The sequence below is a fragment of the Planosporangium thailandense genome (assembly GCF_011947195.1).
GTDB lineage: Bacteria > Actinomycetota > Actinomycetes > Mycobacteriales > Micromonosporaceae > Planosporangium > Planosporangium thailandense.
Window position 1 is genome coordinate 25,246 of record NZ_JAATVY010000032.1, and the last position, 23,357, is coordinate 48,602.

The following is a 23,357-nucleotide window of genomic DNA, read 5'->3' on the forward strand; positions in this document are numbered from 1 at the left end:
ACTTCTATAGTTCAGCATCGATATCGTGTCGCCGGATCCGGGACCCCGCACAGATGTGCAAAGCTCCCCGGGCCCCGAAGTCACCATGCGCGGCTACCATCGTTCTTCGATCTGTAGGGGTGCACGCTGTCGCGCATCGAGGGCGGTACGGATGGGCGTCGCTGGCAACGAGATCGGGCCGACCCCGTTGCGGCTCACGCGGTCGGCCGACGGTAGCGGCCGGGTGTCCTTGACGGTGGCCGGTGAGGTCGATATCAGCAACCTGTGCCGCCTGGACGACGAGCTGTCGAGCATCCTGACCGATCCGCACGTCACCCAGCTGATCGTCGATGTGGCGCCGCTGGAGTTCATCGACTCCTCCGGGGTGGAGGTCCTGATGCGGGCCAGGCAGGCGGCACGCCGTCGGAGCACCGGCTTCGCGCTGGCCAACGCGCACGGCAGGGTGCAACGCGTGCTGGCGGTGCTGGGCGTCGACCGGGTACTGGCGTCGACCGTCGAGCCTCGACAGATACCGGGCTGAGGCTACGACGGGGCGGCTACGACGACCGGGAGGCTACGACGACCGGGGCAGGTCCCGGCGTGCGGTCGTGAGCCGTGGCGGGTCGGCGGCGGCCGGGTCGGCGGCGTTGCGGGCGTGCCACGCGAGAACCCCCGCCACGTCGATGCCGTGCGGGGGGGTCCCCGCGTACGGGCGAAGCCGTTCGACACCGCGGTCCACCAGCCGAACCGCGCCGGCCAGGTTGCCCCGCTGGGCGTGGGTGATCCCGACGCACACCTGGGCCAGCCCCTGCCAGAGTTCGCGCTCGGGAGCGGGCGCGGCCTTCCACGCCGCCTCCAACACTTCGTGCGCGGCGAATGCCCGCCCTGCGTCCAGCAACGACTGCGCGAACGCGAGCGTCTCGGCCGGCGGCAGCGGCTCCTCGGGAACCGGCTCCACCCCGCGAGGATCGCCGTACGGCAACGGTCGGCCGGTCGCGTCCCTCGGGCGGGACTGCCGCGGCCGACCGGAGGGGTCCCTGTCCCGGGCGCCACTGTGCATAGCTCACATGCTCGCACCCGCGCCGCCACACGCGGCGGCGTCCCCTCCCACCGCCGGCCTATCCGGCGAGAACGACTCCGACGAAGACGGCGAACACCGCCGCCAACGCCGACAGCGTGCCGAACACCGCCAGCGCCGCGACCCCGCGGGCGCGCTGGTGTATCGCCGCGGCCACCCCGGAGACCGCGACCACGACAAGCTTGACCACGAGCGTCACCCGGGCCCGATGGTCCATGTCGGGCCACTCGGCCAGCACGTTCCAGATCCCCGTCGCCACCAGCGCCGCGAACGCCCACCAGGCGACCACGGCGAACCGCCGGGCGGCCGGCCGGACCGCCTCCGGAGCGGCCCGGCGCAGCACCGGCACCAGGGCGGCCAGCGTGAACTGGCCGCCGACCCAGATGGTGGCGGCGAGTACGTGCAGGGTCACGCGGATCGCGTCCCAACCGATCGATTTCATGCGCCCATCCTGGCCGACGGGCTCGGCGGCCCCGCGGGCACCGGTCATGCGGCGACACACCGTCACATACTTGCCGGGGCCCGGGGGTACAACGGCGACGACAGCGACGGCGGTGACGAAGGGCGGCGTACTCGGTGACTGAAGGCTCGGATCGGGAGCTGTCCGCACTGGCGGCGGCGCACGGCGTCGCGACCGCGTACGAGGACTGGCGGCACCGCCGCGTCGAGGTGGACCCGGACGTGATCCGTACGATCCTGGGGCTGCTCGACGTGGAGGCCGACACCCCGGCCGCGGTACGCCGGGAGCTGGCCCGGGTACGCGAGCGCGACCGCGCCGACCGGCCGCCGCCGACCGTGGTGGTACGGCCCGGCGAGCGCTGGCGCCTGCCGGGTGGCGCGGGCGGCGCCGCGCTCGACGACAGCGGCGCGGCGTACGAGGTGCGCGACGGCGCTTCCGTCGACCTGCCGCTGGGCTGGTACCATCTGGACTCCGGCGCCGGGCGGTCGACGCTTGTCGTCGCGCCCCGACGACTGCCGGCGCCGCCGCCGGCCTGGGGCTGGATGCTCCAGCTGTACGCGCTGCACTCGGCACGCTCGTGGGGCATCGGCGACCTCGCCGACCTGCGCGCCTTCACCGACTGGGCCGCCGGTACCGGGGACGCCGGGCTGGTGCTGCTCAATCCGCTGCACGCCGTCGCGACCGTACCGGCGGTCCAGCCGTCGCCGTACTCGCCGTCGAGTCGTCGCTTCGCCAACCCCGTCTACCTCGCGGTCGAGGAGACGGAGGCCTATCGGCGCGCCGCGCCGGGCGTACGGGCCGCGGTGGACGCGCTGCGTACGAACGCCGACGGCGGGCACATCGACTACGACCACGTGTGGCGGTCCAAGCGGGCGGCGCTGGAGCTGCTGTTCCCGTACGTGGACGGCGGTGCCGCGGCAGCGCGCGACCCGGCCCTGCGCGACTTCGCCGCGTTCTGCGCGCTCGCCGAGTCCCACGGCGCCGACTGGCGGAGGTGGCCGGAGCACCTGCGCCGGCCCGGGCCGAAGGCGGTGGCCGAGGCCGGGGACCGCGTCGCGTTCCACGCGTGGCTGCAGCAGGAGCTGGGACGGCAGCTCGGACACGCCCAGGACGGCGCCCGGCGCGCCGGCATGCCGGTCGGGCTCGTCCACGACCTGGCGGTCGGGGTGGATCCCGGTGGCGCCGACGGCTGGCTGCTGCAGGACGTCCTCGCGCGCGGCGTCACGGCCGGCGCGCCGCCGGACGGGTTCAACCGGCAGGGCCAGGACTGGGGCCTGGCCGCCTGGCGGCCCGACCGGCTCGCCGCCACCGGCTACGCGGCCTTCCGGGACATGCTGCGGTCGGTGCTGGCACACGCCGGGGGCGTGCGGGTGGACCACGTCATGGGGCTGTGGCGGCTGTGGTGGGTGCCGCCGGGCGCCTCGCCCGACCAGGGCACGTACGTCAGCTACGACGACGAGGCGATGCTCGCCGTGCTCGCGCTCGAGGCGCACCGCGCCGGCGCCGTCGTGGTCGCCGAAGACCTGGGTACGGTCGAACCGCGCGTCACGCGGGCGCTGCGGGACATGAACATCCTCGGCTCGCAGGTGCTGTGGTTCACCCGCGAGGAGACCGCCGGCGACGAGGTCGCCCCGTTCCGTCCGCCGTCCGAGTGGCCGGCCGGCGCCATGGCCAGCATCTCCACCCATGACCTTCCCACGGCCGCCGGGATGCTCAGCGGTGGGCATGTGCGGGTACGCGCCGAGCTGGGCCTGCTGGGCGGGGACGTCGAGGCGGAAGCCGACCGGGCCCGCGCGGATCGCCGTGAGCTGGTGGCGCTCCTGCGGCGGGAGGGCCTGGTCGGCGACGACGCGGCCGACGACGAGCTCGTGATCGGCATGCACCGGCTGCTGGCCGCCTCGCCGTGCCGGTTCCTGCTCGCCTCGCCGTACGACATCCTCGGCGAGGTACGCCAGCCGAACCTTCCGGGTACGGTCGACCAGTACCCGAACTGGCGCATCCGGCTGCCGGAGACGCTGGAGGAGATGCGCGCCGATCCGCGGATGCGCCGGGTGGCCTCGATACTCGGTCGCGCCCGTCCCCGGCGCTAGCTCCCCTGTGCCGCGATCCGCACGCCGAGGCCGATCATGACGGCGCCGCTGATGCGCTCCAGCCGGGTCGTCACCTTCGTCGACAGCGTGCGCAGGACCCGCGACGCGAGCCAGGCCATTGCGGTGAGCCAGACGATCGACAGCGTCAGATGGATCCCGGCCAGCAGCATCATGACGGCGGCGCTGCGGTGGCCGGCCGGCGCGAACTGCGGGAGCAGGGAGATGTAGAAGACGCCGACCTTCGGGTTGAGCAGGTTCGTGGTGATACCGCGGCGGTAGGCGGCCAGCGCCGTCCGCCGGGTTTCCGTGCCGGGGACCGGCGCGCCGCCGTCCGCTCCCCCGCGGCGGCGCCAGGTCATCAGCAGGCCGCGCGCGCCGACGTACACGAGGTAGGCCGCGCCGAGCAGCCGCACGATCTCGTAAGCGGCATGGGACGCCGCGAGGAGGGCCGACAGGCCGAGCACGGAGGCGGCCGCCCAGCAGACGAGGCCGGTGTTGATGCCGAGTCCACACGCGACAGCGGTGCGCCGCCCGCCCCGCAGCCCCTGGGAGAGCACCAGCATGGTGTCCACGCCGGGGGTGACGGTCAGCAGCGCCGCGACGACCGTGAAGGACAGGATCGAGGCCAGCATGGGAGGACACCTTTCCGTACAGCGTATATCTTTAACTGTACGACGTACGTCCACTCTTTTTCAAGATCCGCGGGTCATCTCAGGTCGTCGCGACCCGCACATCGGCATCCGGCCCCCGGTCGCCGGCGCGGAGCGCGCTGCTCTCCTCGGTGCCGAACCGCACTCCCCTGGCCTCGCCGCCCAGCGCGGTGAGCACCGCAACCGCGATGAGGACCGGGACGATCGTGACCGCGAGGGCGTACGGGTAGCCGTGGCGCGCCGCGAGGTACTCCTGGATCGGCAGGTTGAACGACGCCAGGAGGTTACCCAACTGGTACGTCACGCCGGGGTAGAAGCCACGGATCTCGTCGGGGCTCAACTCCGTCAGGTGCGCCGGGATCACTCCCCAGGCGCCCTGCACCATCACCTGCATCAGGAACGAGCCGAGGCACAGGTAGCCGGCCGCGTGCGAGTACGCGAAGATCGGCACGATCGGCAGCCCCAGCAGGGCGCACAGCACGATCATGCGGCGGCGACCGAAGCGCTCGGACAGGGCGCCGACCACGGTGCCACCGAGGATCGCGCCGATGTTGTAGAGGATGGCGATCCACGTCGCGGCCGTCGCGGACAGGCCGATGCCCTTCTTCAGGAACGTCGGGTAGATGTCCTGGGTGCCGTGGCTCATCCAGTTGAACGCGGTCATCAGCAGCACGAGGAACACGAATCGGCGCAGCACCACCGGGCTGAACAGCACCTGGCGGACCCCGACCCGGGTCACCCGGGCCCGCGTGGTCTCCCACACCTCGGATTCCCGCACCCGGCTGCGGATCAGCAGGGAGATGAGGGCCGGGACGATGCTCAGGCCGAACAGCCACCGCCACGACAGCCCGAACACCGAGTGCACGAGCAGGAAGGCGACCGACGCCAGCAGGTAGCCGACCGAGTACCCCTCCTGGAGGATCCCGGAGAAGAAGCCGCGCCGATGGGCGGGGACCTTCTCCATCGCGAGCGCGGCGCCGAGCCCCCACTCGCCGCCCATCCCGATGCCGTACAGCAGGCGCAGCACGAGCAGCACGCTGAAGTTCGGGGCGAACGCGCACGCGAAGCCGACCACCGAATAGAAGGCGACGTCGACCATCAGCGGCACCCGCCGGCCGACCCGGTCGGCCCAGACACCGAACAGCAGCGCCCCGACGGGGCGCATCATCAGCGTCACGGTGGTCAGGAACGCCATGCGCTCCAGCGATACGTGAAAGTCCTTGGCGATCTCGGCATAGACGAGAACGACGATGAAGTAGTCGAAGGCGTCCATGGCCCAGCCGAGGAACGCCGCCAGGAACGCGTTGCGCTGATCGGGCCGAAGCCGCCGATCACTGGTGAGGGGGTCGGCGGTAGCCATGCGGCGATGGTAATGCTGATGACCGTTGATCGGATGCCGAAACTACCCGATCAGGTGATGCCCGCTCACCCGTAGAGACGACCGGGGGACGTTCGGTACCGCGCAGGGCGGACCGGTCGCCGGCCCCGTCACCGGTGCGGTCGCGCCGTCAGCCGCGGGTCCGCTTCCCCACGGCCAGATACTTCTTCACGACCGGCAGCAGCCTCGCGGTCGACCCGCGCGGGTTCCGCAGCACCTCGCGGACCAGCTTGTCGGCCTTATCGTCGGAGAAGCCGGCGTTGTCCAGGGCGTCGCGGATCCGGCTGCGCTTGATGTCGTACTTGTGGCTACCAGGTCGAGGCATCTCGGATCGCCTCCTCACCGGTACGGCTACCCGTCGTGGGCACCCGTAACCTCGGCGGCCCCGTGATCGCCCAGTAGCAGGTCACAGTCGGTGCGCTCGCCCCTCAGGGAGACCCGCTGGGCGACCGGGGCGTAGCCGCTCGCGGTCAACGTGTACGTGCCCGGCGGCAGCCCGCGGAACTCGTACCGGCCGTCGTCGCGGGTCACCGCCGACCCGGCGACGTTGCCGTATCCGTCCACCAGCGTCACCCACGCGTCGGCCACCGGCGCCCCGGACCGCGCCGCCCGTACGATCCCCGCCATCGTCGCGTTCAACCGCAGGACCACGTCGACGCGGTGTGAACCCACGGTGTCCAGCACCACCGTGCGCGCGTCGGGCAGCGTACGGTCGGCGATCGCGGTGAGCGTGTACTCGCCCGGGTACAGCTCGGCGAGCACGTACCGGCCGTCGGGGCCGGTCACGGCGGCGCCGACGACCTCACCCCGGACGTCGGTCACGGTGACCGTCGCCGCGGCGATCGGCTCCCCGCTCCCCCGCAGCACCCGCCCTTCAAGCTGAGCGCCGCCCGCCAGCGTCAGATCCCGGCGCACCGGTCCGCCCGCCACGGACACCATGGCCGCCACGGGCCGGTGATGGTCGGCGGCGCAGATCAACAGGTACGTGCCTCCGGTCGGCAACGCCAGCCGGTAGCGCCCCTCCGCGTCGCTGAGCGCGCGTGCGACCTGGTGACCGGTCAGGTCGGTGACGGTGAGGACCGCTCCCGCCACCGCACGCCGGTCCGGCCCCTCCACCCGCCCGGCCACCCCCGGCCCATCGGTGGCGTCGGTGGCGTCGGTGGCGTCGGTGGCGTCGGCCGAACCAGCCGAACCAGCCGGGCCGGCCGGCCCGGCTGGTTCGGCGCTCGGCAGCTCGCCGGTCGGCAGCTCGCCGGTCGGCGAGGCGGGTTCGCGCGCCGCCATCGCCGACCGGGTGCGCAGCGGCAGCTGCGGCAGGAACAGCAGGAGCAGGAAGGCCACGACCACGACCGCGGCGGCGAGAAGGAAGACCAGGTCCATCGACTGCGAGAAGCCGACCTTGAACGGCCGCGCCAGCACGGGGTCGAGGCGCTGGAGGAACGACGTGTCGTTCAACGACGCGTTACCGATCCGGCCGCCGCCGTGCAGGGCGGCGAGCACCGGCCGGTTGGCCGGATCCGCCAGTACGGCGGGGTCGCGCAACGCCCGCTGGAAGGCGTCGGTCCGGGCGGCGTCCTGGAAGGCATTGCGGATCTTGTCAGGCGCCGTGGAGAAGAGCACCGAGAGGAACACCGCGGTGCCGGCGGTGCCGCCCATCTGCCGGAAGAACGTCGCCGACGAGGTGGCGACGCCGATGTCGCGCGGCGGCATCGCGTTCTGCACCGCGAGGGTGATCGGCTGCATGATGTTGCCCAGGCCGAAGCCGACGACCACCATGTAGCCGCCGGTCCGCCAGAACGGCGTGTCGACATGCACGGTGTGCAGCAGCAACGAGCCGCCGGCCAGCAGCAGCGCACCGAGGATCGGGAAGATCTTGTACCGACCGGTGCGGCTGATCAGCTGGCCCGAGATCACCGAGGCGACCATGATGCCGGCGGTCAACGGCAGCAGCAGCAGACCCGACCTGGTCGGCGAGGCGCCGCGCACGATCTGCAGGTACAGCGGTAGGCAGACGATGCCGCCGAACATGCCCATACCGACGACGACGCCGACGACCGCGGTGAGGCTGAAGGTGCGGTTGCGGAACATCCGCAGCGGGATGAGCGCGTCCTCGCCGATCCTGGACTCGGCCAGGACGAACAGGAGCAGCCCCAGGCCGCCGACCACGTAGCAGCCGATCGCGCGGTGCGAGCCCCAGCCCCAGGAGCGGCCCTGCTCGGCGATGAGCAGCAGCGGTACGAGTCCGATCGCGAGGGTGAGCGCGCCGAGCCAGTCGATACGGTGCTCGCGCCGGGTGTGCGGAATGTTGAGGACCTTGGCCACCACGGCGAGCGCCACGATGCCGATCGGCACGTTGACGAGGAAGACCCAGCGCCAGCCGGTGACGTGCAGGATGCTGTGCGTGCCGGCGAAGAATCCGCCGATGACCGGACCGAGAACGCTCGACGTGCCGAAGACCGCGAGGAAGTACCCCTGGTACCGGGCTCGTTCGCGGGGCGGGACGATGTCGCCGATGATCGCGAGTGCCAGGGAGAACAGGCCGCCGGCCCCGATGCCCTGCAGCGCCCGGAACCCCGCGAGCATGTACATCGACGTGGCGAACGCGCAGGCCGCCGAGCCGACGACGAAGATGGAGATGGCGGTCAGGAAGAACGGCTTGCGCCCGTAGATGTCGGACAGCTTGCCGTACAGCGGCGTGGCGATGGTGCTGGTGATCAGATAAGCCGTCGTCACCCAGGCTTGGACGCTGAGGCCGTGGAGGTCGTCGCCGATGGTCCGGATCGCCGAGGCGACGATCGTCTGGTCGAGCGCGGCGAGGAACATCCCGAGCATGAGCCCGGAGAGGACCTCGAGAATCTGACGGTGACCGAGCTGCGCGCCGGGCGGGAGATCCCGATCGGGTCTCGCGTCGACGGGTGCGGCGTTCGGCGTCGCGCTCATGAACTCTCCTGACGGTTTACGAGGCGGCCCGCGCGAGCGGCGGTCGGCGGCGGCCGGACAGCGGTGACCCGCCGGTTCGGCCCAGCCGCACCCGCGGATCCACCGGCCGGGACGTGGCCGCGACCCGTTCCGGGGGCGCGCTCGTACGGGCCTGCCCAGGCGTATCGACATCCGTGATCGAGTTTAGCTTTCGGCAACTACCGACGTCGCGCAAAACGAACGGGTTCCATGGCACCGCTAAAGCGGTAATATCCGGCTAACTCGATTGAGCAGCACGCCTCGATCAGGCACGGCGCCCTGGAAGTCGCGATGAGCACTGTTCCGGCAAATTACGAGGAATATGGCCCAGCCCGCTCGTCGATCCCGTACGAGTGCGGCACCGACGGGCCGCGTGTGATCATGGTGGGGGTCGACAGCTCCCACACCGCGCTGCGGGCCGCGGCGTACGCGGGCGGCCTGGCCCGGCGGCAGCACGCGCACCTCGTGACCGCCTTCGTCGCCGCGCCGTCGGCGTGGATCGCCATCGCGGCCCCGACGCTGACCGTCGCACAGGAGGAGACCTACGACGAGCTCGCCACCGAGCTACGCGACCGGATCCGGGCCGGCGCCGAGGAGTACGGCGTGTCGGTCACCTTCGTCTACCGGCGCGGCAACCCGTACGTCCAGCTCGGCCGGGTCGCCGACGAGGTCCGCGCCGACATGGTCGTGGTCGGCGCGTCCGCCCGTCCCTGGCACGCCCTGTGGGGCTCGACCGCGACCCGGCTGGTCCGATCGGGCCGGTGGCCCGTCGTGGTGGTCCCCTGACGGCACGGGTTCCCCACCGGTCAGGGAGTGACCGGGCCGGCCACCTCGGCCGCCCGCCGGGCCACCCAATCGGTCACGATCCGCACCAGCTCGGGCTCGACCGGCCGGCGCACCTGCTTCTTGTACGTGCGCAGCGTCGCCGGCCCGTCCTCGCGCCGGAGCAGGTGGGTGACGCCGGGTAGCCGGTGCGTCTCGACCGGTACCGGCACGAGCGCGGCGATGCGCTCGAGGTCGTCCGGCGGAACCTGGATGTCCTTGTCGCCGGTGACGGCGCACACCGGCACGCGCAGCCGGGCGAGGTCGGCGGCCGGGTCGTAGTCGAGGTACTCCCGGAACCACTTGGCGTTGAGCTTCCTGCCCTGGATGCGGACGACGTCGGTGGTGGTGCGGCGCAGCCGCTCATGGCTCTTGGTCGCCTTCGCCACCAGGTCGGTGCGCATCAGACGCAGCAGCGCGCGGACCGGAGCGGGCAGGCTCGGTACGATCGCGGCAGCCTGCCAGCGCAGATTCTCCGCGCCGGTCCGCGCGGGGCCCGCGAGCAGCACGACTCCGGCGATCCGCGCGTCCTCCCGCGCGGCCAGGGCGGTCGCGATCACCGCGCCCTCGCTGTGGCCGATGACGAACAGCCGGTCGGGGTCGATCTCGGGCCGGCCGGCCAGCGCGGCCAGCGCGGCCCGGGCGTCGGCGATGTTGTCGGTCAGCCCGGCGGCCAGGAACGTGCCCGTGCTCTCGCCGACGCCCCGCTTGTCGTAGCGCAGCGAAGCGACGCCCCGGGCGGCGAATGCGTCGGCGAGCTGCCGGGACACGCCGATCGGCAGCCGCCGGTGGTCGGCGTTGCGGTCGAGCGGTCCGGAGCCGGTGATCAGCAGTACGGCCGGGAACGGCCCCGACCCGGCCGGCAGCCGTAGGCTGCCCGCGAGCGTCTCGACCCCGGAGGTGAAACGTACGTCCAGGTCTGTTGTGCCTGATTCAGGCATGTCAGGCCTCCGGGCGGAGCGCGGCGGCGAGTGTCTGCGGATCGTCGGTGCCGAGCAGCAGGGACGCCAGGCGTTGACCGGCCAGCAGGACCCGGACGGCGGGCTGCCCGCCGCGTACGTCGACGAACTCGGCGCCGGAACGGCTGTGCCAGGTGCCCAGCTTGCGTACGCCCGGCAGGCCGAGCCCGACGCGCAGACCGTGCGCCGCCGCGAGCGCGTCCTCGACGATCTCGACACCGGTGACGGCGCTGAGCGGCACGCTCACGTCTCCGTGTACGGAGGCGACCTTCTCTGCCGTGGTCAGGTGGATCTTCAAGGTGTCCTCGGTGATGGCTATCTCGCTCATGCCGAAATCATTATCGGATTTGATAATGATGTCAAATGTGAGAACATGTGATGCGTGTCAAGTGCCGAACTGCTGCTGCACCCGGTCCGCCTGCGGATCGTCCAGGCCTTCCTCGGCGACCGCGAGCTGACGACGGGCCAACTGCGCGAGGAGCTGCCCGACCTACCGACCGCGAGCCTCTACCGCCACGTCGCCACCCTGGTCGACGGCAAGCTGCTGGAGGTGGTGGCCGAGCGGAAGGTGCGGGGCACCTTCGAACGGACCTACCGGCTCAACCTGGCCAACGCCAACGTGACCGGGGAGGACGCGGCGACGATGAACGTCGACGCCCACCGGCGCGCCTTCATGACGTTCGTCGCGGCGCTGCTCGCCGACTTCGACCGCTACCTGACCCGGGACGGGTTCGACCTGGCCCGCGACGGCGTCGGGTACCGGCAGGTCGCGCTGAACCTCACCGACGCCGAGTTCGACGCGTTCGCCGCCGAGCTCGGCGAGGTGCTCAGGCGCTGGATCGCGCTGCCACTCGGCCCCGGCCGGGCCCGCCGGCTGCTGTCAACCGTCGTCATGCCGATGGAGCAGCCCCGGCCGGCGACGGAGTAATCCGGGGCGACCCGGCCGCGCCACCGCTACTATCGGCGACCGATGAGCGCCACACTGATCGCCAAAGGCCTGTCCGCCGGATACGGGGACCGGCTTCTCTTCTCCGGGCTGGACCTCGTCGTCTCCCCCGGCGACGTCATCGGCCTGGTCGGGCCCAACGGCGCCGGCAAGTCCACCCTGCTGCGGGCCCTCGCCGGCCAGACCGCTCTGGAAGCGGGCGAGGTGCAGCTCAATCCGCCGTCGGCGACGGTCGGACACCTGCCCCAGGAGCCGGAGCGCCACCCGGGCGAGACCGTTCGGTCCTTCCTCGCCCGGCGTACCGGCGTGGCGGCGGCACAGGCCGACCTCGACGCCGCCACCGCCGCGCTCACCGACGGCCTTCCCGGCGCCGACGACGCGTACGCCGCGGCCCTGGACCGCTGGCTCGACCTCGGCGCCGCGGATCTGGACGAACGGGCGGAGCAGGTCACCGCCGACGTGGGGCTGGGAGTCTCGCTGGAGCAGCCGATGACCGCACTGTCCGGCGGCCAGGCGGCCCGGGCGGGCCTGGCGTCGCTACTGCTCAGCCGCTACGACGTCTTCCTGCTCGACGAGCCGACCAACGACCTGGACCTCGACGGCCTGCGGCGGCTGGAGGAGTTCGTGTCCGGGCTGCGGGCCGGCACGGTCCTGGTCAGCCACGACCGCGAGTTCCTCACCCGGACCGTGACCCGCGTGGTCGAGCTCGACCTGTACCAGCAGCAGGTCAACCACTACGGCGGTGGCTACGCGTCCTATCTGGAGGAGCGCGAGATCGCCCGCCGGCACGCCCGCGCCGAGTACGAGGAGTACGCCGAGACCCGGTCGGCTCTGGAGGCCCGGGCCCGCACCCAGCGGGCCTGGATGGAAAAGGGCGTGCGCAACGCCCGCCGCAAAGCCACCGACAACGACAAATTCATCCCCAAGTTCCGGGCCGAGGCGTCCGAGAAGCAGGCCGCCAAGGCCCGTCAGACCGAGCGGCTCATCGAACGGCTGGAGGTGGTCGATGAGCCGCGCAAGGAGTGGGAACTGCGGATGGAGATCGCCGCCGCGCCGCGCGCCGGCGCGGTCGTCGCCGCGCTGCGCGGGGCGGTGGTCCAGCGCGGCCCGTTCACGCTCGGCCCGGTCAACCTCCAGATCGACTGGGCCGACCGGGTGGCCGTCACCGGCGCCAACGGCTCCGGCAAGTCGACCCTGCTCGCGGCGCTGCTCGGCCGGCTGCCCCTGGACGCCGGGCACGCGTCACTGGGCCCCGGTGTGGTCGTCGGCGAGGTCGACCAGGCGCGGGCGCTGTTCCTCGGCGACCGGTCCATCCTCGACGCCTTCTGCGCGGCCGTACCCGACCTGGCCCCCGCCGAGGTGCGCACGATGCTGGCCAAGTTCGGCCTGCGCGCCGCGCACGTGCTCCGCCCGGCCGTGACCCTCTCCCCCGGCGAACGTACGAGAGCCGCGCTGGCCCTCCTCCAGGCGCGCGGGGTGAACCTGCTCGTGCTCGACGAGCCGACCAACCACCTCGACCTGCCCGCCATCGAGCAGCTGGAGTCGGCGCTCGCGACGTACCCCGGCACGCTGATCCTGGTCACCCACGACCGGCGCATGCTGGCAGCGGTCCAGACCAATCGGCATGTCGAGGTGGCCGACGGTCAGGTCACCGATCGGTGAACCCCGCGGCGTCCTCGGACAGCTCGCCGTGGGCGGCCAGCCAGGCGGCGTACACGGGCGACCCGGCCGCGAGGGACCGGTACTCCTCGGCGAGCCCCGCCCGGATGTGCGCGACGTGCCGCGCGAGGCACCCCCGCTTCGGCCAGACGAGGACGTGACGAGCGGTCAGCGGCGTGCCGGCCAGCGGGCGCACCGCGAGGTCGGGATGCGGCGTGGCGGGCTGCGCGAGGGCGACCGCGTGGCCGAGCGCCACCAGCGGTAGCCCGACCGCCGGGGGCATGGCCTGCCGGTATCGCGGGGTGAACCCGGCTCGGGCACAGGCCGATTGGAACTGGTTCAGGAAGCCGGTCTCCTCGCACTCGTCGAACAGCCACTCCTCGTCCGCGAGGTCGGCCAGGTCGACCTCGTCGGCAGCGGCGAGCGGGTGTCCGGCCGCCAGGAGCACGAACAGCGGTTCGACCGCGACGGTCGCCCAGTCCACGCCCGCCGCCGGGGTGATCTCGGCGCCCGGCCAGTCGCTGACCACGGCGAGCTCCATGCGGCCGTCGGCGAGGAGTTGCAGGACCTGCTCGACCGAGCGGTACACGTGCAGGCTGACTTTCCGGTCGGGCAGGAGATCGCTGACGACCACCACGAGCCGCGACCCCAACGGGGCCGGTAGGCAACCGAGCCTGAGCGTCGTCGGATCCGGGTCGGTCGGGCGGCGTTTCTCGACCGTGGCGTGCAGGTCGTCGAGGATCGGCAGCACGGCTCGGGCGCGGGTCAGGACGACCTCACCGAGCGGGGTGGGTTGCGCTCCGGACCTCCCCCGGTGGAACAGTTCGCCGCCCAGCATCCGCTCCAGCCGCTGTAACTGGGCGGTCAACGCCGGCTGTGACAGGCCGAGCGACGCGGCGGCCTTGGTGATGCTTCCGGCCTCCGCGATGGCATGGACGACCCGCAGGTGGCGGATTTCCAGTTCCATCTGTCGATGTTATGAACCTTCGAGATTATTCGAAGGTTCTCGATGGGCGGCAGAGTACGGGCAGGCCCTTTTCACCCGGGGGCTGCCGAAGAATTCATCCACAGCTAAGGAGCTGCTCATGCCGTCTCGCAGAATGCTGGCCGCCATCATCGGCGCGGCCGCCCTCGCCGTCATTCCGGTGGGTGTCGCCTCGGCGGGCACGAATGGCACCGGCGCGGTCCAGACATTCATCGTGGGCGGCAAGAAGGCGCCACAGACCTTCTCCTTCATGGGCTCGCTGCAGAACCGCCAGGGTGACCACATGTGCGGCACCACCCTGATCTCCGCCGAGTGGGCGGTCACCGCCGGACACTGCGCGCTCGACGACGACAACCAGCCGGTGGACCCCGCACTGATGAAGGTTCGCTTCGGCTCCAACGACCGCAGCACCGGCGGCGAGCTCGTGGGGGTGTCGGATGCGGTGGTGAACCCCGCGTTCGTCAGTGACGGAACGCACGACATCGCCCTGCTGCATCTGAACCGTCCGGTGTCGCTGGCGCCGGCGAGAATCGCCACCAGCTCACCGCGGCCCGGCACCACCGTCCGGCTGCTGGGTTGGGGGCAGACCTGCCCGCAGCCGGGCTGCCAACAGGATGCGCCACGTCTGTTGCAACAGCTCGACCGACGCGTACTGACCTCGGCGAAGTGCCGCGCCGGCTTCGACCCGTCCTTCGAACTGTGCATCAGCGGTACGCCCGCGCGTACGGCGTGCTTCGGTGACTCCGGCGGGCCGGCGCTCGTCAACGACGGATCCGGGCTGGCGCTGGTCGGTGCCACCAGCCGCGGCGGCAACGACAACCCGGTCTGCGGTACCGGAAACGCCATCTACACCGACGTCACCGCGTTCCGTGACTTCATCGACCAGGTGACCGGGGGCGAGGGCTCCGGGCAGGGCCCCGATCGGGGCTCGGACGGCTACCCGGGACGCGCTGGCACGGGCTCGTCCACGACCGGGTCCTGACGCCGGTCCGGCGTACCGCCGTGTCGACGGCGGTACGCCGGTCAGGCGCGGGCGGCGGCGATGACGCGGGTCAACGACTCGTGGAGGCGTTGGAGCTCGTCCAGACCCATTCCGAGGCGCGCCACGACCGCGGCGGGTACGCGCTCGGCACGGGCGCGCAGCGCGGTACCCGCCTCGGTGAGGGTCACGGCGAGCACGCGCTCGTCGCCCGGATCGCGCTCGCGGCGAACGTACCCGGCCGCCTCCAGTCGCTTCAGCAGCGGTGACAGCGTCCCGGGATCGAGCTGCAACAGCGCGCTGAGATCTTTGACAGATCGCGGGGCACGCTGCCACAACGCCAACATCACCAGGTACTGGGGGTGGGTGAGACCCATCGGCTCCAGCAGCGGTCGGTAGACCGCGACGACGCTGCGCGAAGCCACCGACAGCGCGAAGCAGACCTGACGCTCCAGCGCGAGCGGATCACCGGCGTCGAGGGCGACAGTCCCGCCGCCGACGGACTCCTCGCCGGCGGCATCCCGGTGGTCGGTGTCAGTCAGGTCACCCATCGCGCGTCGCGCCCCTCCAAAGTTTGTGCACAAAACGTTGGCCCGCATAATACGCTGTGGCCGGCGACGTGAGGTCTGCGACGAGGGTCCGCCCTGGTCGAGTGTGAGCTGCTCAGCGGGGTAGCTCTCGAAGTAGGCGGGCCCGGCGCACACGCGGACCCGGCCGCCCGGCTCCAGGCACGACAAGAACGGATGTCAGACCCGTGACCCAGCCCGACAACGAAGACGCCACACAGCCCAAGCAGCGCGACCGGCTCGGCCGGTTCCTCTTCTGGATCTTCGGTCCGCCCACCGCGAACGACGCGATCAGCGTCCACAGCCCGCAGGGCAAGGCGTACCTGGCGCGCCAGCGCGCCGCCCGCGAGCGGGAGCGCGAAGCGCGCCGGCGCAAGCGCGACGAGTCGCGGTAGCGGCGGCCGCCCACTACCGCCGGTTCGCGCGGACGCTGAGCGTCCGCAGGAACGCGTTGTACCGGGCCAGGTCGTCGTCGGCGCCCTCCGTCTCGGCCCGGGCCGCGGCCCGGTCGAGGCGGCGCTGCTCGCGCTCGTCGGCGCGGATCCACTGCAGGATCAGCACCGCCATGACCGCCACGCCGGGGATCTCGCCGAACGCCCAGGCGATGCCGGCGGCCAACTTCTGATCCGAGGCGAGCGAGGCCCGCCACGCGGGGTGCAACGCACCGAACCAGGACGCCGCCAGCAGCCCGGTGGCCAGCATCAGCACCACGCCGAAGAAGGCGTGGAAGGTCATCGAGGCGAAGTGCACCAGGATCAGCGCGTGGTGGGGCACCCGGCGACGCCCCGGGTCGATGCCCACGACGACCCAGAAGAACAGGTATCCGGTGACCACGAAGTGCGTGAGCATCACCAGGTGGCCGAGGTGCGTGCGCATCAGCACCACGAACAGGTTGCTGAAGTACAGGGCGTAGAGGCTCACCACCACGATCGCGAGCGCCACCACGGGGTGGGTGAGCAGCCGGGTGAGCCGGCTGTGCAGCGCCACCAGCAGCCACTCCCGGGGTCCCCGCACGGCCGGATCCGGTGACGGCCGCAGCGCCCGCAGCGCCAGGGTGGCGGGCGCGCCGAGCACCAGCAGCACGGGTACGACCATGGCCAGCACCATGTGCTGGGCCATGTGCACACTGAACAGGATGTAGGCGTACCTGCCGAAGCCCAGCAGCGTCGCCGCGCCCAGCACCGCCACCCCGCCGAGCCAGCACGCCGTCCGCTCGACCGGCCACGCGTCGCCCCGGCGGCGCAGCCGCCACACCCCGGCCAGGTACGCGCCGGCGGTGACCACGACGACGGTGAGGAAGAACAGGTCGGGTACCGCTTCGGTGACCATCCGACCGACGGTCGGCGCCGGCGGCATCGCAAAGCCGAGAAGCCCGGTCGCCCGGTCCGGGCCCGGCGGGTTGCTCGGCACCGGCGTCGGGCTGCGCGACAGCGCCACCGCCAGTCCGAACGTGGCGGCGAACACGACCGCCTCGGCCGCGGCGAACCGCCGGAACGCCCCCGGCGCCCGGGCGCGCAGCGCCGGGAGGGTACGCCGCCGGTGGACCGCGCCGAACCCGCCGAGCGTCACCAGGGCGGCCATCTTGCCCAGGACCAGGACCCCGTACGCCGACCGCCACAGCTGGTCGATCGAGCCGAGCCGCACCCACGCGTTGGCGGCCCCGCTGAGCGCCACCACGACGAAACAGCACAGCGCCAGCCGGCTGTACCGGGCGGCAGTCGCCGCGAGGACGCCGGTGGCGCGCAGGGTCAGCAGCGCGGTCAACCCGCCGGCCCACAGCGCGGCGGCGACCACGTGAAAGACGAGGCTCGTCACCGCGACCTCGTGGTTGCCGGCGCTGGCGGCGTGGCCGGTGAACCCCGGCAGCAGCACCGCCACCACGGCCAGCAGCGCGGTCCCGGCGGCGGCGTTGCGCCGCAGCAGCCGGGCAGCGCCCACGGCGACGACAAGTGCGAGCCCTACCTGCGCCATGTACATCTGGCCGGTGGGGACCGACGTGACGAAGCTCGCGAGCCCCGGACCGGAGACCGCCTGCGGCAGCGGCGCCCCGAGCAGGTCCGACAGCGTCAACACGATCACGACCGCCGAGGCCACCGCCCAGCACAGCGCGGCGATCGCGGCCCGGCGCACCAGGCGGTGCCCGGCCGCCGAGACCAGTTCCCCGTCACCCGGCAGCAGGAAAGCGGCGGTCACCGTGAATCCGACGGTCACCGTACCGAGCACGTTCGACAGCAGCAGCGCGACCGGCAGGCCCCAGGTGGTGCCGGTACCCGGCGCGGGCAGACCCGCCACCTGCCCGGCGCCCGCGCCGCCCCCGGCCAGGAGCGCGACGACGAGCACCGTCGCGCCGGCGACCGCGGCGATCCCGACCAGCGCGCCCGGCCGGCCACGCCGCGGTGGCGCCGGGGTGGAGATCGGGGCGGACGTGGCGGTCGCGAAGGAGGCCGGCCGCGCGGCCCGGCGCGGCCAGCGGGCAGGACGCAACGCTTGCCTTCTCTCGTCTCGACGGCGTCCGCGTACGCCCTACCCACTCGGGCAGGGCGTACGCGCGTACCGCCGCGAGGCGTCAGGAGGCCGGGCGGCGCCTCCAGGCCAGCCCGGCGAGCACCAGGCCCGCCAGCGCCACGACCAGGGCCGCGATCCCGAAGCCGAGCCCGAGGCCGGCCCGCGACCGGGCGGTGTCATCGGCGGCCTTCGCCGTGCCGGAACCGTTCGCGTCGGCGGACGTGGCGGTCGCGGCGCCGCTGACGGACGACGCCTTGGCGAGCTTCAGCGTCGGCGCCGGGTGCGCCGGCTCCTTGCCGTCGGCGGCCGGCTCCTCGATCCACCGGACCACGTCGCCGTCGGAGTACGTCTGCAGTGCCTTGAACACGATCTTGTCGGTTTCGGGCAGTGGGCCCGCCGAGACGTCGAACTCCTGGAACTGGCCCGGCTGGATCGCGGTGTCCGGGCTGTTGGCCTTCCACACGATCTTCGTGACGGCCTCGGTGATCTCACCGTCGTCGCTCTTGATCGGCTGGGCCAGCTTCGACTTCGTCGCCGTCGCGGTCCACCCGGTCAGCGGCTTGACCGACACCGACGCGATCGGCGTGTCCTGCGGGATGTTCACCTCCACCTGCGTGGTGGAGGCGTTGTCCTTCTCGTTCGGTACCCGGAAGGTCAACTTTGCGTAACCGCCCTGGGCGGCGTTCGACGGGTTGACCGTCACGTGCGCCGAGGCCGGCGCCGCGGCCAGCAGCACCGTGGCGAGCGCGCCCGCCACCACGGCCCCCGACCGGATCAGTACCTTGCGCATGAAGGCTCCTCACAGCTTCAACGGCGATGTCGTTACACAACGTGGGGATAGTCGCCGCCGGCGCCGGACAAGTTCCCGGCGATCCCGCCCCGCCCGGTGGACCGGGCGAGGCCCCGGAGCACGGCCATCGCCGATACGCTCGCCCGTGTGGCGCTCCCCTGGTCGCACCCGTCCATCCACCCGACCGTCCGCGCCGTCGTCGACGCCTACCTGGCCCGGGTCGACGCCGAGGCGCCGGGGCTCGTCGAAGGCCTGTACCTGACGGGGTCGGTCGCCCTGGGCGACTTCCGCGCCGGCGCTAGCGACATCGACTTCGTCGCCGTGACCGCCAAGAGACCGGCCGGGGCGACCGTGGACGCGCTGCGCCGGGCGCACGCGCTGCTACGCGCCCGGCACCGGCGTCCGTTCTTCGACGGTCCGTACGTCACCTGGGGCGACCTGGCAGCCGACCCGCTGCTGGCGGCGCCCGGTCCGCACGCGCACGGCGGACGGTTCAACGCCTCGACGGCCAGCGAGCGGCACCCCGTCACCTGGCACACCATCACCGACCACGGCGTGACGGTCCGCGGGCCACAGCCGCCCGGCGTCCCCGTCCACACCGACCGGACCGCCCTGCGCGCCTGGGTGCGCGACAACCTCGACAGCTACTGGGCGTCGTGGCGGCGGCGGGCGGCCCGGCCGCTGTCGCGTACCGGCCTGGCCAGCCTGGGTCCATTCGGACCGGTGTGGGCCGTCCTCGGCGTCAGCCGCCTCCACCACACCCTCGCCACGGGCGGGGTCATCTCCAAGACGGCAGCGGGTGAGTACGCCCGTGGCCGGTTCGATCCTCGCTGGCACGCGATCATCGACGAGGCGCTGCGGATCCGCCGGGGCGGCACCGCGCGCGGTTCGTACCGCAGCCCGCTGCGCCGGCGCCGCGACACCCTCGCCTTTGTCGACCACGTCCTCGACGACGCCTGCCGTACCGAGTGACGCACCGCAATCCCCGTACAGTGGGCCGGTGGTTGATCGTGCACGACGACGCGGCGGCGGAGGCGCCTCCCGCACCCCGGCGAAGCCCAGACCACCGTCGTCGCTGGAGCTTGCGGTCCTGCCCGACCACCGGTTCGACCACGAGGGCACGTACCGCCGGCTGGGCTACGTCGACGCCGACCTCTCCGGCGGCGCGGCGGAGTCGGTCGAGGTGGAGCAGTGCCGATTCCGGGGCACCGACCTGTCCACGACCACCCTCGACCGGGCCCGCTTCACCGACTGCCTGGTGGAGCACAGCAACCTCGCCAACCTGCGGGCCAGCGACTCGTCATGGGCGCGGGTACGCGTCGTGGCCTCCCGGATGACCGGCTTCACCTGGGCGGACGGATCGCTGCGGGACGTCGTCTTCGACGAGTGCCGCCTCGACCTGTCGGGCTGGCGGTTCACCGACTTCCACGCGGTCGCGTTCACCGGCTGCAACCTGGCCCGCGCCGACTTCTACCGCGCGGACCTCTCCGGCGCGCGGTTCGTCGGGTGCGACCTCACCGGCGCCCAGTTCTCCCAGGCGACGATGAAGGGCACCCGGTTCGTCAACTGCACTCTCGCCGGAATCGGCGGCCTGACCAGCTGGGACGGCGCCGTCGTGCAGGGCCAGGACCTGATCGCCCTGGCGTATGAACTGGCCGGCGCCCTGGGCATCGGGATCTCCGACGAGGACGACTCCTGACGGCGCCCCCCCGCCCACGCTCAGTGGCCGGCGAACGTATGGATGATGTTGATGACGCCGGGACCGAGGACCACCACGAACAACGCCGGGAACAGGCAGAACAGCGTCGGGAAAAGGATTTTGACCGGTACCTTCTGCGCCAGCTCCTCGGCGCGCTGCCGGCGCCGCATCCGCATCTCCCGGGACTGTTCGCGCAGCACCTGGGCGACCGGTACGCCGAGGTCGCTGGCGTGGACCACCGACGCCGCGAAGCCGCGCAGCTCCCCGACGGTGGTACGGGCCGACATCGCCCGCAGCGCCTCGCTGCGCGACTTGCCGATGCGCATCTCCTGCAGCACCCGGGCCGCCTCGCCGGCCATGGGACCCTTGCCGTTGCGGGCGACCTGCGCGAGCGCCGCGTCGAAGCCCTGACCCGCCTCGACGCAGATGGTCAGGGTGTCCAGCACGTCCGGCAGGGACCGGCGCAGCTCCTCCTGCCGTTTCGCGCCGGCGTTGTAGATGGCCAGGTCGGGGCCGAAGAAGCCGACGACCGCCCCGATCACGGTCGCGAGCAGGACACTGCCGGTGCCACCCAGCATGAGGCCGAACAACACGCCGCCGCACAGGCCCGCGACGAGGCCGATGCCCTTCGCCGCGACGACCCGCTCGACCGGCCAGGACGGCGGGTTACCCGCCCGGTCGAGCAGCCGCTGCAGGCGCGCGACCGCGCCGCCCACGGTCAGGGCGGTGCCCAGCCTCCCCAGCCGGCGGGCCAGCGGCCCGCCCACCCGAACGCCGAAGGACGGCCGGCGGTTGGGGTCGACGTAGCCGCGCCCGATGGTGGCCAGCGTGCGGTTGACGTTGGCGCGGTTCGGGTCGCGCAGCACCAGCGCGAGCACGCCGAAGACGGGGGCCAGCGCGGTGGCGCCCAGCGCGATGGTCAGCACGGTCGTCGATCGCATCCGCTCAGACCTCCACCTTGACGACCCGCGTGATCCAGAACGTGCCGAGGGCCATCATCACGACCGCGACGAACAGCATGGTCAGCCCGATCGGGGTGGTGTACAGCGGCCGCAGGTACTCCCGCCGGGTCGTGAACATGAACGCGGCCAGGAGGACCGGCATCGCGATCAGTACCCACGCCGACAGGCGGCCCTCGGCCGACAGCGCCCGGACGTGCCGGCGCAGCCGCCCTCGTTCGCGCATGGTCTCGACCGCCGTCTCCAGCACCTCCGACAGCGTGCCGCCGACCTCGCGCTGTACCCGGATCGCCATCACCAGCCAGGCCAGGTCGGCGCTCGCGGTACGTTCTGCGGTCCGCAGCAGCGCGTCCTCCAGGTCACCGCCGAGCCTGGTCTCGGCCAGGGCACGGCCGAACTCACCGGCCACCGCCTCGTCGCCCTCCGACACCAGCGCACCGATCGCCTGCGGGAACGAAAACCCTGATCGGAGGGCGCTGACCACGAGCTGAAGCGCGTCGGGCAGCTCCTCGTTGAAGCGGCTGGCCCGCCGGCTGGCGCGCAGCCGCCGGTACACGCCGGTCGCCAGCCAGCCGACGACGACGCCGAGCAGCAGCCCGAGCAGCCACGGCAGCAGCAGCGCCAGCAGCACGCCGCCGATCGCCGCGACGCCGGCGCGCAGCAGGATCCATTCGGCCGGCCGGAGATCGAGGCCGGCCCGGTCGAGGTCGGCCTCGATCCGGGCGAGGTTGCCGCGCCGGGCGATGGCCTGCTCGGAGACCTCGAGCGCCGCGCGCAGCACCGGGTTCTCGTCGCGGACGGCCACCGCCGGCGCCGAGCCGAACCCCTCGAGCTGGCGCAGCCGGTTCCGCACCGGGGACCTGCCGACGAGCAGGTACATCACGACCGCGGCGGCCAGCAGGACCGCGAGGCCGATACCACCCACCGCCAGGTACAGCAGCCAGCGGGGGCTGTCCGTGGCCGGCGCGGCGACCAGCGGCGGGCCGGGCGCGAACCGGACCGGGGTGTCGGCCGCGGCCACCGTGGCCCCGTCGGCGGTGAGCGCGACGTGCAGGCTCGCGTCCGCGCCGGCCAGACGGGCGGGGACGGTGACCGTCACGGCGGCCGAGGCGGGCCGGATGGCGGCCGCGATGTCGGCGAAGGCGGCCCGGAGCGCGGCGGCGTCCCCGGCCGCGACGACCCGCCCACCGGTGCCGGCGGCGAGGTCGTTCATCGCCGGGCTCCGCGCGTCCGGCCCGTACGCGATGCCGTCGAGGGTGATCGCCGCGGCGGCCAGCCGGGATCCGACGGCGTCGGGCGTGGCGGTCGAGCTGGTGTCGGTGCCGTCGGAGAGCACCACGATCCGCCGCTCCCCCGACCCGGTCAGCAGGTCCGCGGCCTGCTGCACGCCGTCGTAGAGGGCGGTGCCCCCGTGGGCCCGCACGGCCGCGACGGCCGCCCGGAACGCGCCGCGGTCGGCGGTCGGCGCCAGTACGGTCGTCGGCTTGTCCGACACCGACACCAGGCCGAGCCGGACGTCGGCGGGCAGCGCGTCGGCGTACCCGGTCGCGGCGGCCTTGGCCGCGGTCAGCCGGGCGCCCTCCATCGACCCGCTCGTGTCGAGGACCAGCACGACGCTGCGGTCCGGCGCGACGGTGGGCGAGGGCTGCGGCGCGGGTACGACCATGGCGCGCAGCGGCTCGCCGTCGACGTCAACCCGCAGGCTGCCGCCGTCGAGCACGGTGCCGGCCGGCAGGCCGTACGCGGTCACCGCGAACGTGAGCCGCCCGTCGACGGTCCGCACGTCGGAGACCGACAGCCGGGTACCCGGATCGGCCGCGGCCGGGGCGCCGGCGAGCGCGCCGGCGAGCAGCCCGACGACCAGGGCCCACCGCCGGCGCCTCATCGGTGGACAC

General features: G+C 72.8%; 23 protein-coding genes. 9 read left to right on the forward strand and 14 right to left on the reverse strand.

From position 1 onward, the window contains the following. Positions 1-151: 151 nt before the first annotated feature. A complete protein-coding gene (locus HC031_RS28130) occupies positions 152-520 on the forward strand; it encodes an STAS domain-containing protein (protein ID WP_167928470.1) in 369 nt (122 codons plus the stop codon). A gap of 33 nt (positions 521-553) precedes the next feature. Here HC031_RS28130 and HC031_RS28135 read toward each other — a convergent pair whose 3' ends face one another. Together HC031_RS28135 and HC031_RS28140 are read right to left on the reverse strand one after the other, a co-directional pair. Then, complete coding sequence (locus tag HC031_RS28135) at positions 554-937, reverse strand: DUF309 domain-containing protein (protein WP_338090869.1); 384 nt, start codon at positions 935-937, stop codon at positions 554-556. Positions 938-1,097: 160 nt separating this feature from the next. Next, positions 1,098-1,499, reverse strand: a complete 402-nt coding sequence (locus HC031_RS28140; RefSeq protein ID WP_167928472.1) for a hypothetical protein — start codon at positions 1,497-1,499, stop codon at positions 1,098-1,100. A 134-nt stretch (positions 1,500-1,633) separates the two neighbouring features. Between HC031_RS28140 and malQ the strand changes: the two genes are divergently transcribed. Then, positions 1,634-3,607, forward strand: coding sequence for a 4-alpha-glucanotransferase (gene malQ, locus HC031_RS28145; protein WP_338090870.1), 1,974 nt, complete (start codon positions 1,634-1,636; stop codon positions 3,605-3,607). Here malQ and HC031_RS28150 read toward each other — a convergent pair. From HC031_RS28150 to HC031_RS28165, 4 genes are all read right to left on the reverse strand, one after another. Next, positions 3,604-4,239, reverse strand: coding sequence for a LysE family translocator (locus HC031_RS28150; protein WP_167928473.1), 636 nt, complete (start codon positions 4,237-4,239; stop codon positions 3,604-3,606). The two genes, malQ and HC031_RS28150, sit on opposite strands and share 4 nt — an antisense overlap. A 79-nt stretch (positions 4,240-4,318) precedes the next feature. Further along, positions 4,319-5,617, reverse strand: a complete 1,299-nt coding sequence (locus HC031_RS28155) for an MFS transporter (protein WP_205863340.1) — start codon at positions 5,615-5,617, stop codon at positions 4,319-4,321. Positions 5,618-5,765: 148 nt separating this feature from the next. Next, the gene (locus tag HC031_RS28160; protein WP_167928474.1) at positions 5,766-5,960 is read right to left on the reverse strand and encodes a phosphatidylethanolamine-binding protein; all 195 of its coding nucleotides are present in this window, start codon (positions 5,958-5,960) and stop codon (positions 5,766-5,768) included. Between the two features lie 26 nt (positions 5,961-5,986). Next, entirely contained in the window at positions 5,987-8,575 is a 2,589-nt protein-coding gene (locus HC031_RS28165; RefSeq protein ID WP_167928475.1) for an MFS transporter, read from the reverse strand. A 309-nt stretch (positions 8,576-8,884) separates the two neighbouring features. Here HC031_RS28165 and HC031_RS28170 point away from each other — a divergent pair, with 309 nt between their 5' ends. Further along, positions 8,885-9,379 carry a universal stress protein gene (locus HC031_RS28170; RefSeq protein ID WP_167928476.1) on the forward strand — a complete coding sequence of 165 codons (495 nt, stop codon included), beginning with the start codon at positions 8,885-8,887 and terminating at the stop codon, positions 9,377-9,379. A gap of 20 nt (positions 9,380-9,399) precedes the next feature. On the opposite strand, the gene HC031_RS28175 is transcribed toward HC031_RS28170, so the two are convergent. Together HC031_RS28175 and HC031_RS28180 are read right to left on the reverse strand one after the other, a co-directional pair. Further along, positions 9,400-10,356 (reverse strand): alpha/beta hydrolase family protein, encoded by a 957-nt coding sequence (locus HC031_RS28175; RefSeq protein ID WP_167928477.1) that lies wholly within the window; start codon positions 10,354-10,356, stop codon positions 9,400-9,402. Between the two features lies 1 nt (position 10,357). Next, on the reverse strand, positions 10,358-10,702 hold the full coding sequence (locus tag HC031_RS28180) for a hypothetical protein (protein WP_167928478.1): 345 nt from the start codon (positions 10,700-10,702) through the stop codon (positions 10,358-10,360). Positions 10,703-10,756: 54 nt separating this feature from the next. Here HC031_RS28180 and HC031_RS28185 point away from each other — a divergent pair, with 54 nt between their 5' ends. Both HC031_RS28185 and HC031_RS28190 read left to right on the forward strand, forming a co-directional pair. Next, complete coding sequence (locus HC031_RS28185) at positions 10,757-11,302, forward strand: helix-turn-helix domain-containing protein (protein ID WP_167928479.1); 546 nt, start codon at positions 10,757-10,759, stop codon at positions 11,300-11,302. 42 nt (positions 11,303-11,344) lie between these two features. After that, complete coding sequence (locus HC031_RS28190) at positions 11,345-12,982, forward strand: ABC-F family ATP-binding cassette domain-containing protein (protein WP_167928480.1); 1,638 nt, start codon at positions 11,345-11,347, stop codon at positions 12,980-12,982. Here HC031_RS28190 and HC031_RS28195 read toward each other — a convergent pair. After that, entirely contained in the window at positions 12,969-13,946 is a 978-nt protein-coding gene (locus HC031_RS28195; RefSeq protein WP_167928481.1) for a LysR family transcriptional regulator, read from the reverse strand. The genes HC031_RS28190 and HC031_RS28195 overlap by 14 nt on opposite strands. 118 nt (positions 13,947-14,064) lie before the next feature. Between HC031_RS28195 and HC031_RS28200 the strand changes: the two genes are divergently transcribed. Continuing rightward, positions 14,065-14,946: a S1 family peptidase gene (locus HC031_RS28200; RefSeq protein ID WP_167928482.1), complete on the forward strand. Its 882-nt coding sequence runs from the start codon at positions 14,065-14,067 to the stop codon at positions 14,944-14,946. A 41-nt stretch (positions 14,947-14,987) separates the two neighbouring features. On the opposite strand, the gene HC031_RS28205 is transcribed toward HC031_RS28200, so the two are convergent. After that, positions 14,988-15,494: a MarR family winged helix-turn-helix transcriptional regulator gene (locus HC031_RS28205; RefSeq protein WP_167928483.1), complete on the reverse strand. Its 507-nt coding sequence runs from the start codon at positions 15,492-15,494 to the stop codon at positions 14,988-14,990. 203 nt (positions 15,495-15,697) lie between these two features. Between HC031_RS28205 and HC031_RS28210 the strand changes: the two genes are divergently transcribed. After that, positions 15,698-15,904, forward strand: coding sequence for a hypothetical protein (locus HC031_RS28210; RefSeq protein WP_167928484.1), 207 nt, complete (start codon positions 15,698-15,700; stop codon positions 15,902-15,904). A 13-nt stretch (positions 15,905-15,917) separates the two neighbouring features. On the opposite strand, the gene HC031_RS28215 is transcribed toward HC031_RS28210, so the two are convergent. Together HC031_RS28215 and HC031_RS28220 are read right to left on the reverse strand one after the other, a co-directional pair. Next, entirely contained in the window at positions 15,918-17,993 is a 2,076-nt protein-coding gene (locus HC031_RS28215; protein ID WP_240943129.1) for a bifunctional copper resistance protein CopD/cytochrome c oxidase assembly protein, read from the reverse strand. A gap of 82 nt (positions 17,994-18,075) precedes the next feature. Further along, positions 18,076-18,804 (reverse strand): YcnI family protein, encoded by a 729-nt coding sequence (locus tag HC031_RS28220; protein ID WP_167928485.1) that lies wholly within the window; start codon positions 18,802-18,804, stop codon positions 18,076-18,078. A 147-nt stretch (positions 18,805-18,951) separates the two neighbouring features. On the opposite strand from HC031_RS28220, the gene HC031_RS34585 reads away from it, so the two are divergent. Beyond that, complete coding sequence (locus HC031_RS34585) at positions 18,952-19,776, forward strand: aminoglycoside adenylyltransferase domain-containing protein (protein WP_167928486.1); 825 nt, start codon at positions 18,952-18,954, stop codon at positions 19,774-19,776. 28 nt (positions 19,777-19,804) lie between these two features. Then, a complete protein-coding gene (locus HC031_RS28230) occupies positions 19,805-20,503 on the forward strand; it encodes a pentapeptide repeat-containing protein (protein ID WP_338090871.1) in 699 nt (232 codons plus the stop codon). A 20-nt stretch (positions 20,504-20,523) separates the two neighbouring features. Here the strand turns inward: HC031_RS28230 and HC031_RS28235 are convergent, their stop codons facing one another. Both HC031_RS28235 and HC031_RS28240 read right to left on the reverse strand, forming a co-directional pair. After that, positions 20,524-21,444, reverse strand: a complete 921-nt coding sequence (locus tag HC031_RS28235; protein ID WP_167928488.1) for a type II secretion system F family protein — start codon at positions 21,442-21,444, stop codon at positions 20,524-20,526. Between the two features lie 4 nt (positions 21,445-21,448). Further along, a complete protein-coding gene (locus HC031_RS28240) occupies positions 21,449-23,347 on the reverse strand; it encodes a VWA domain-containing protein (RefSeq protein ID WP_167928489.1) in 1,899 nt (632 codons plus the stop codon). Positions 23,348-23,357: the final 10 nt, after the last annotated feature.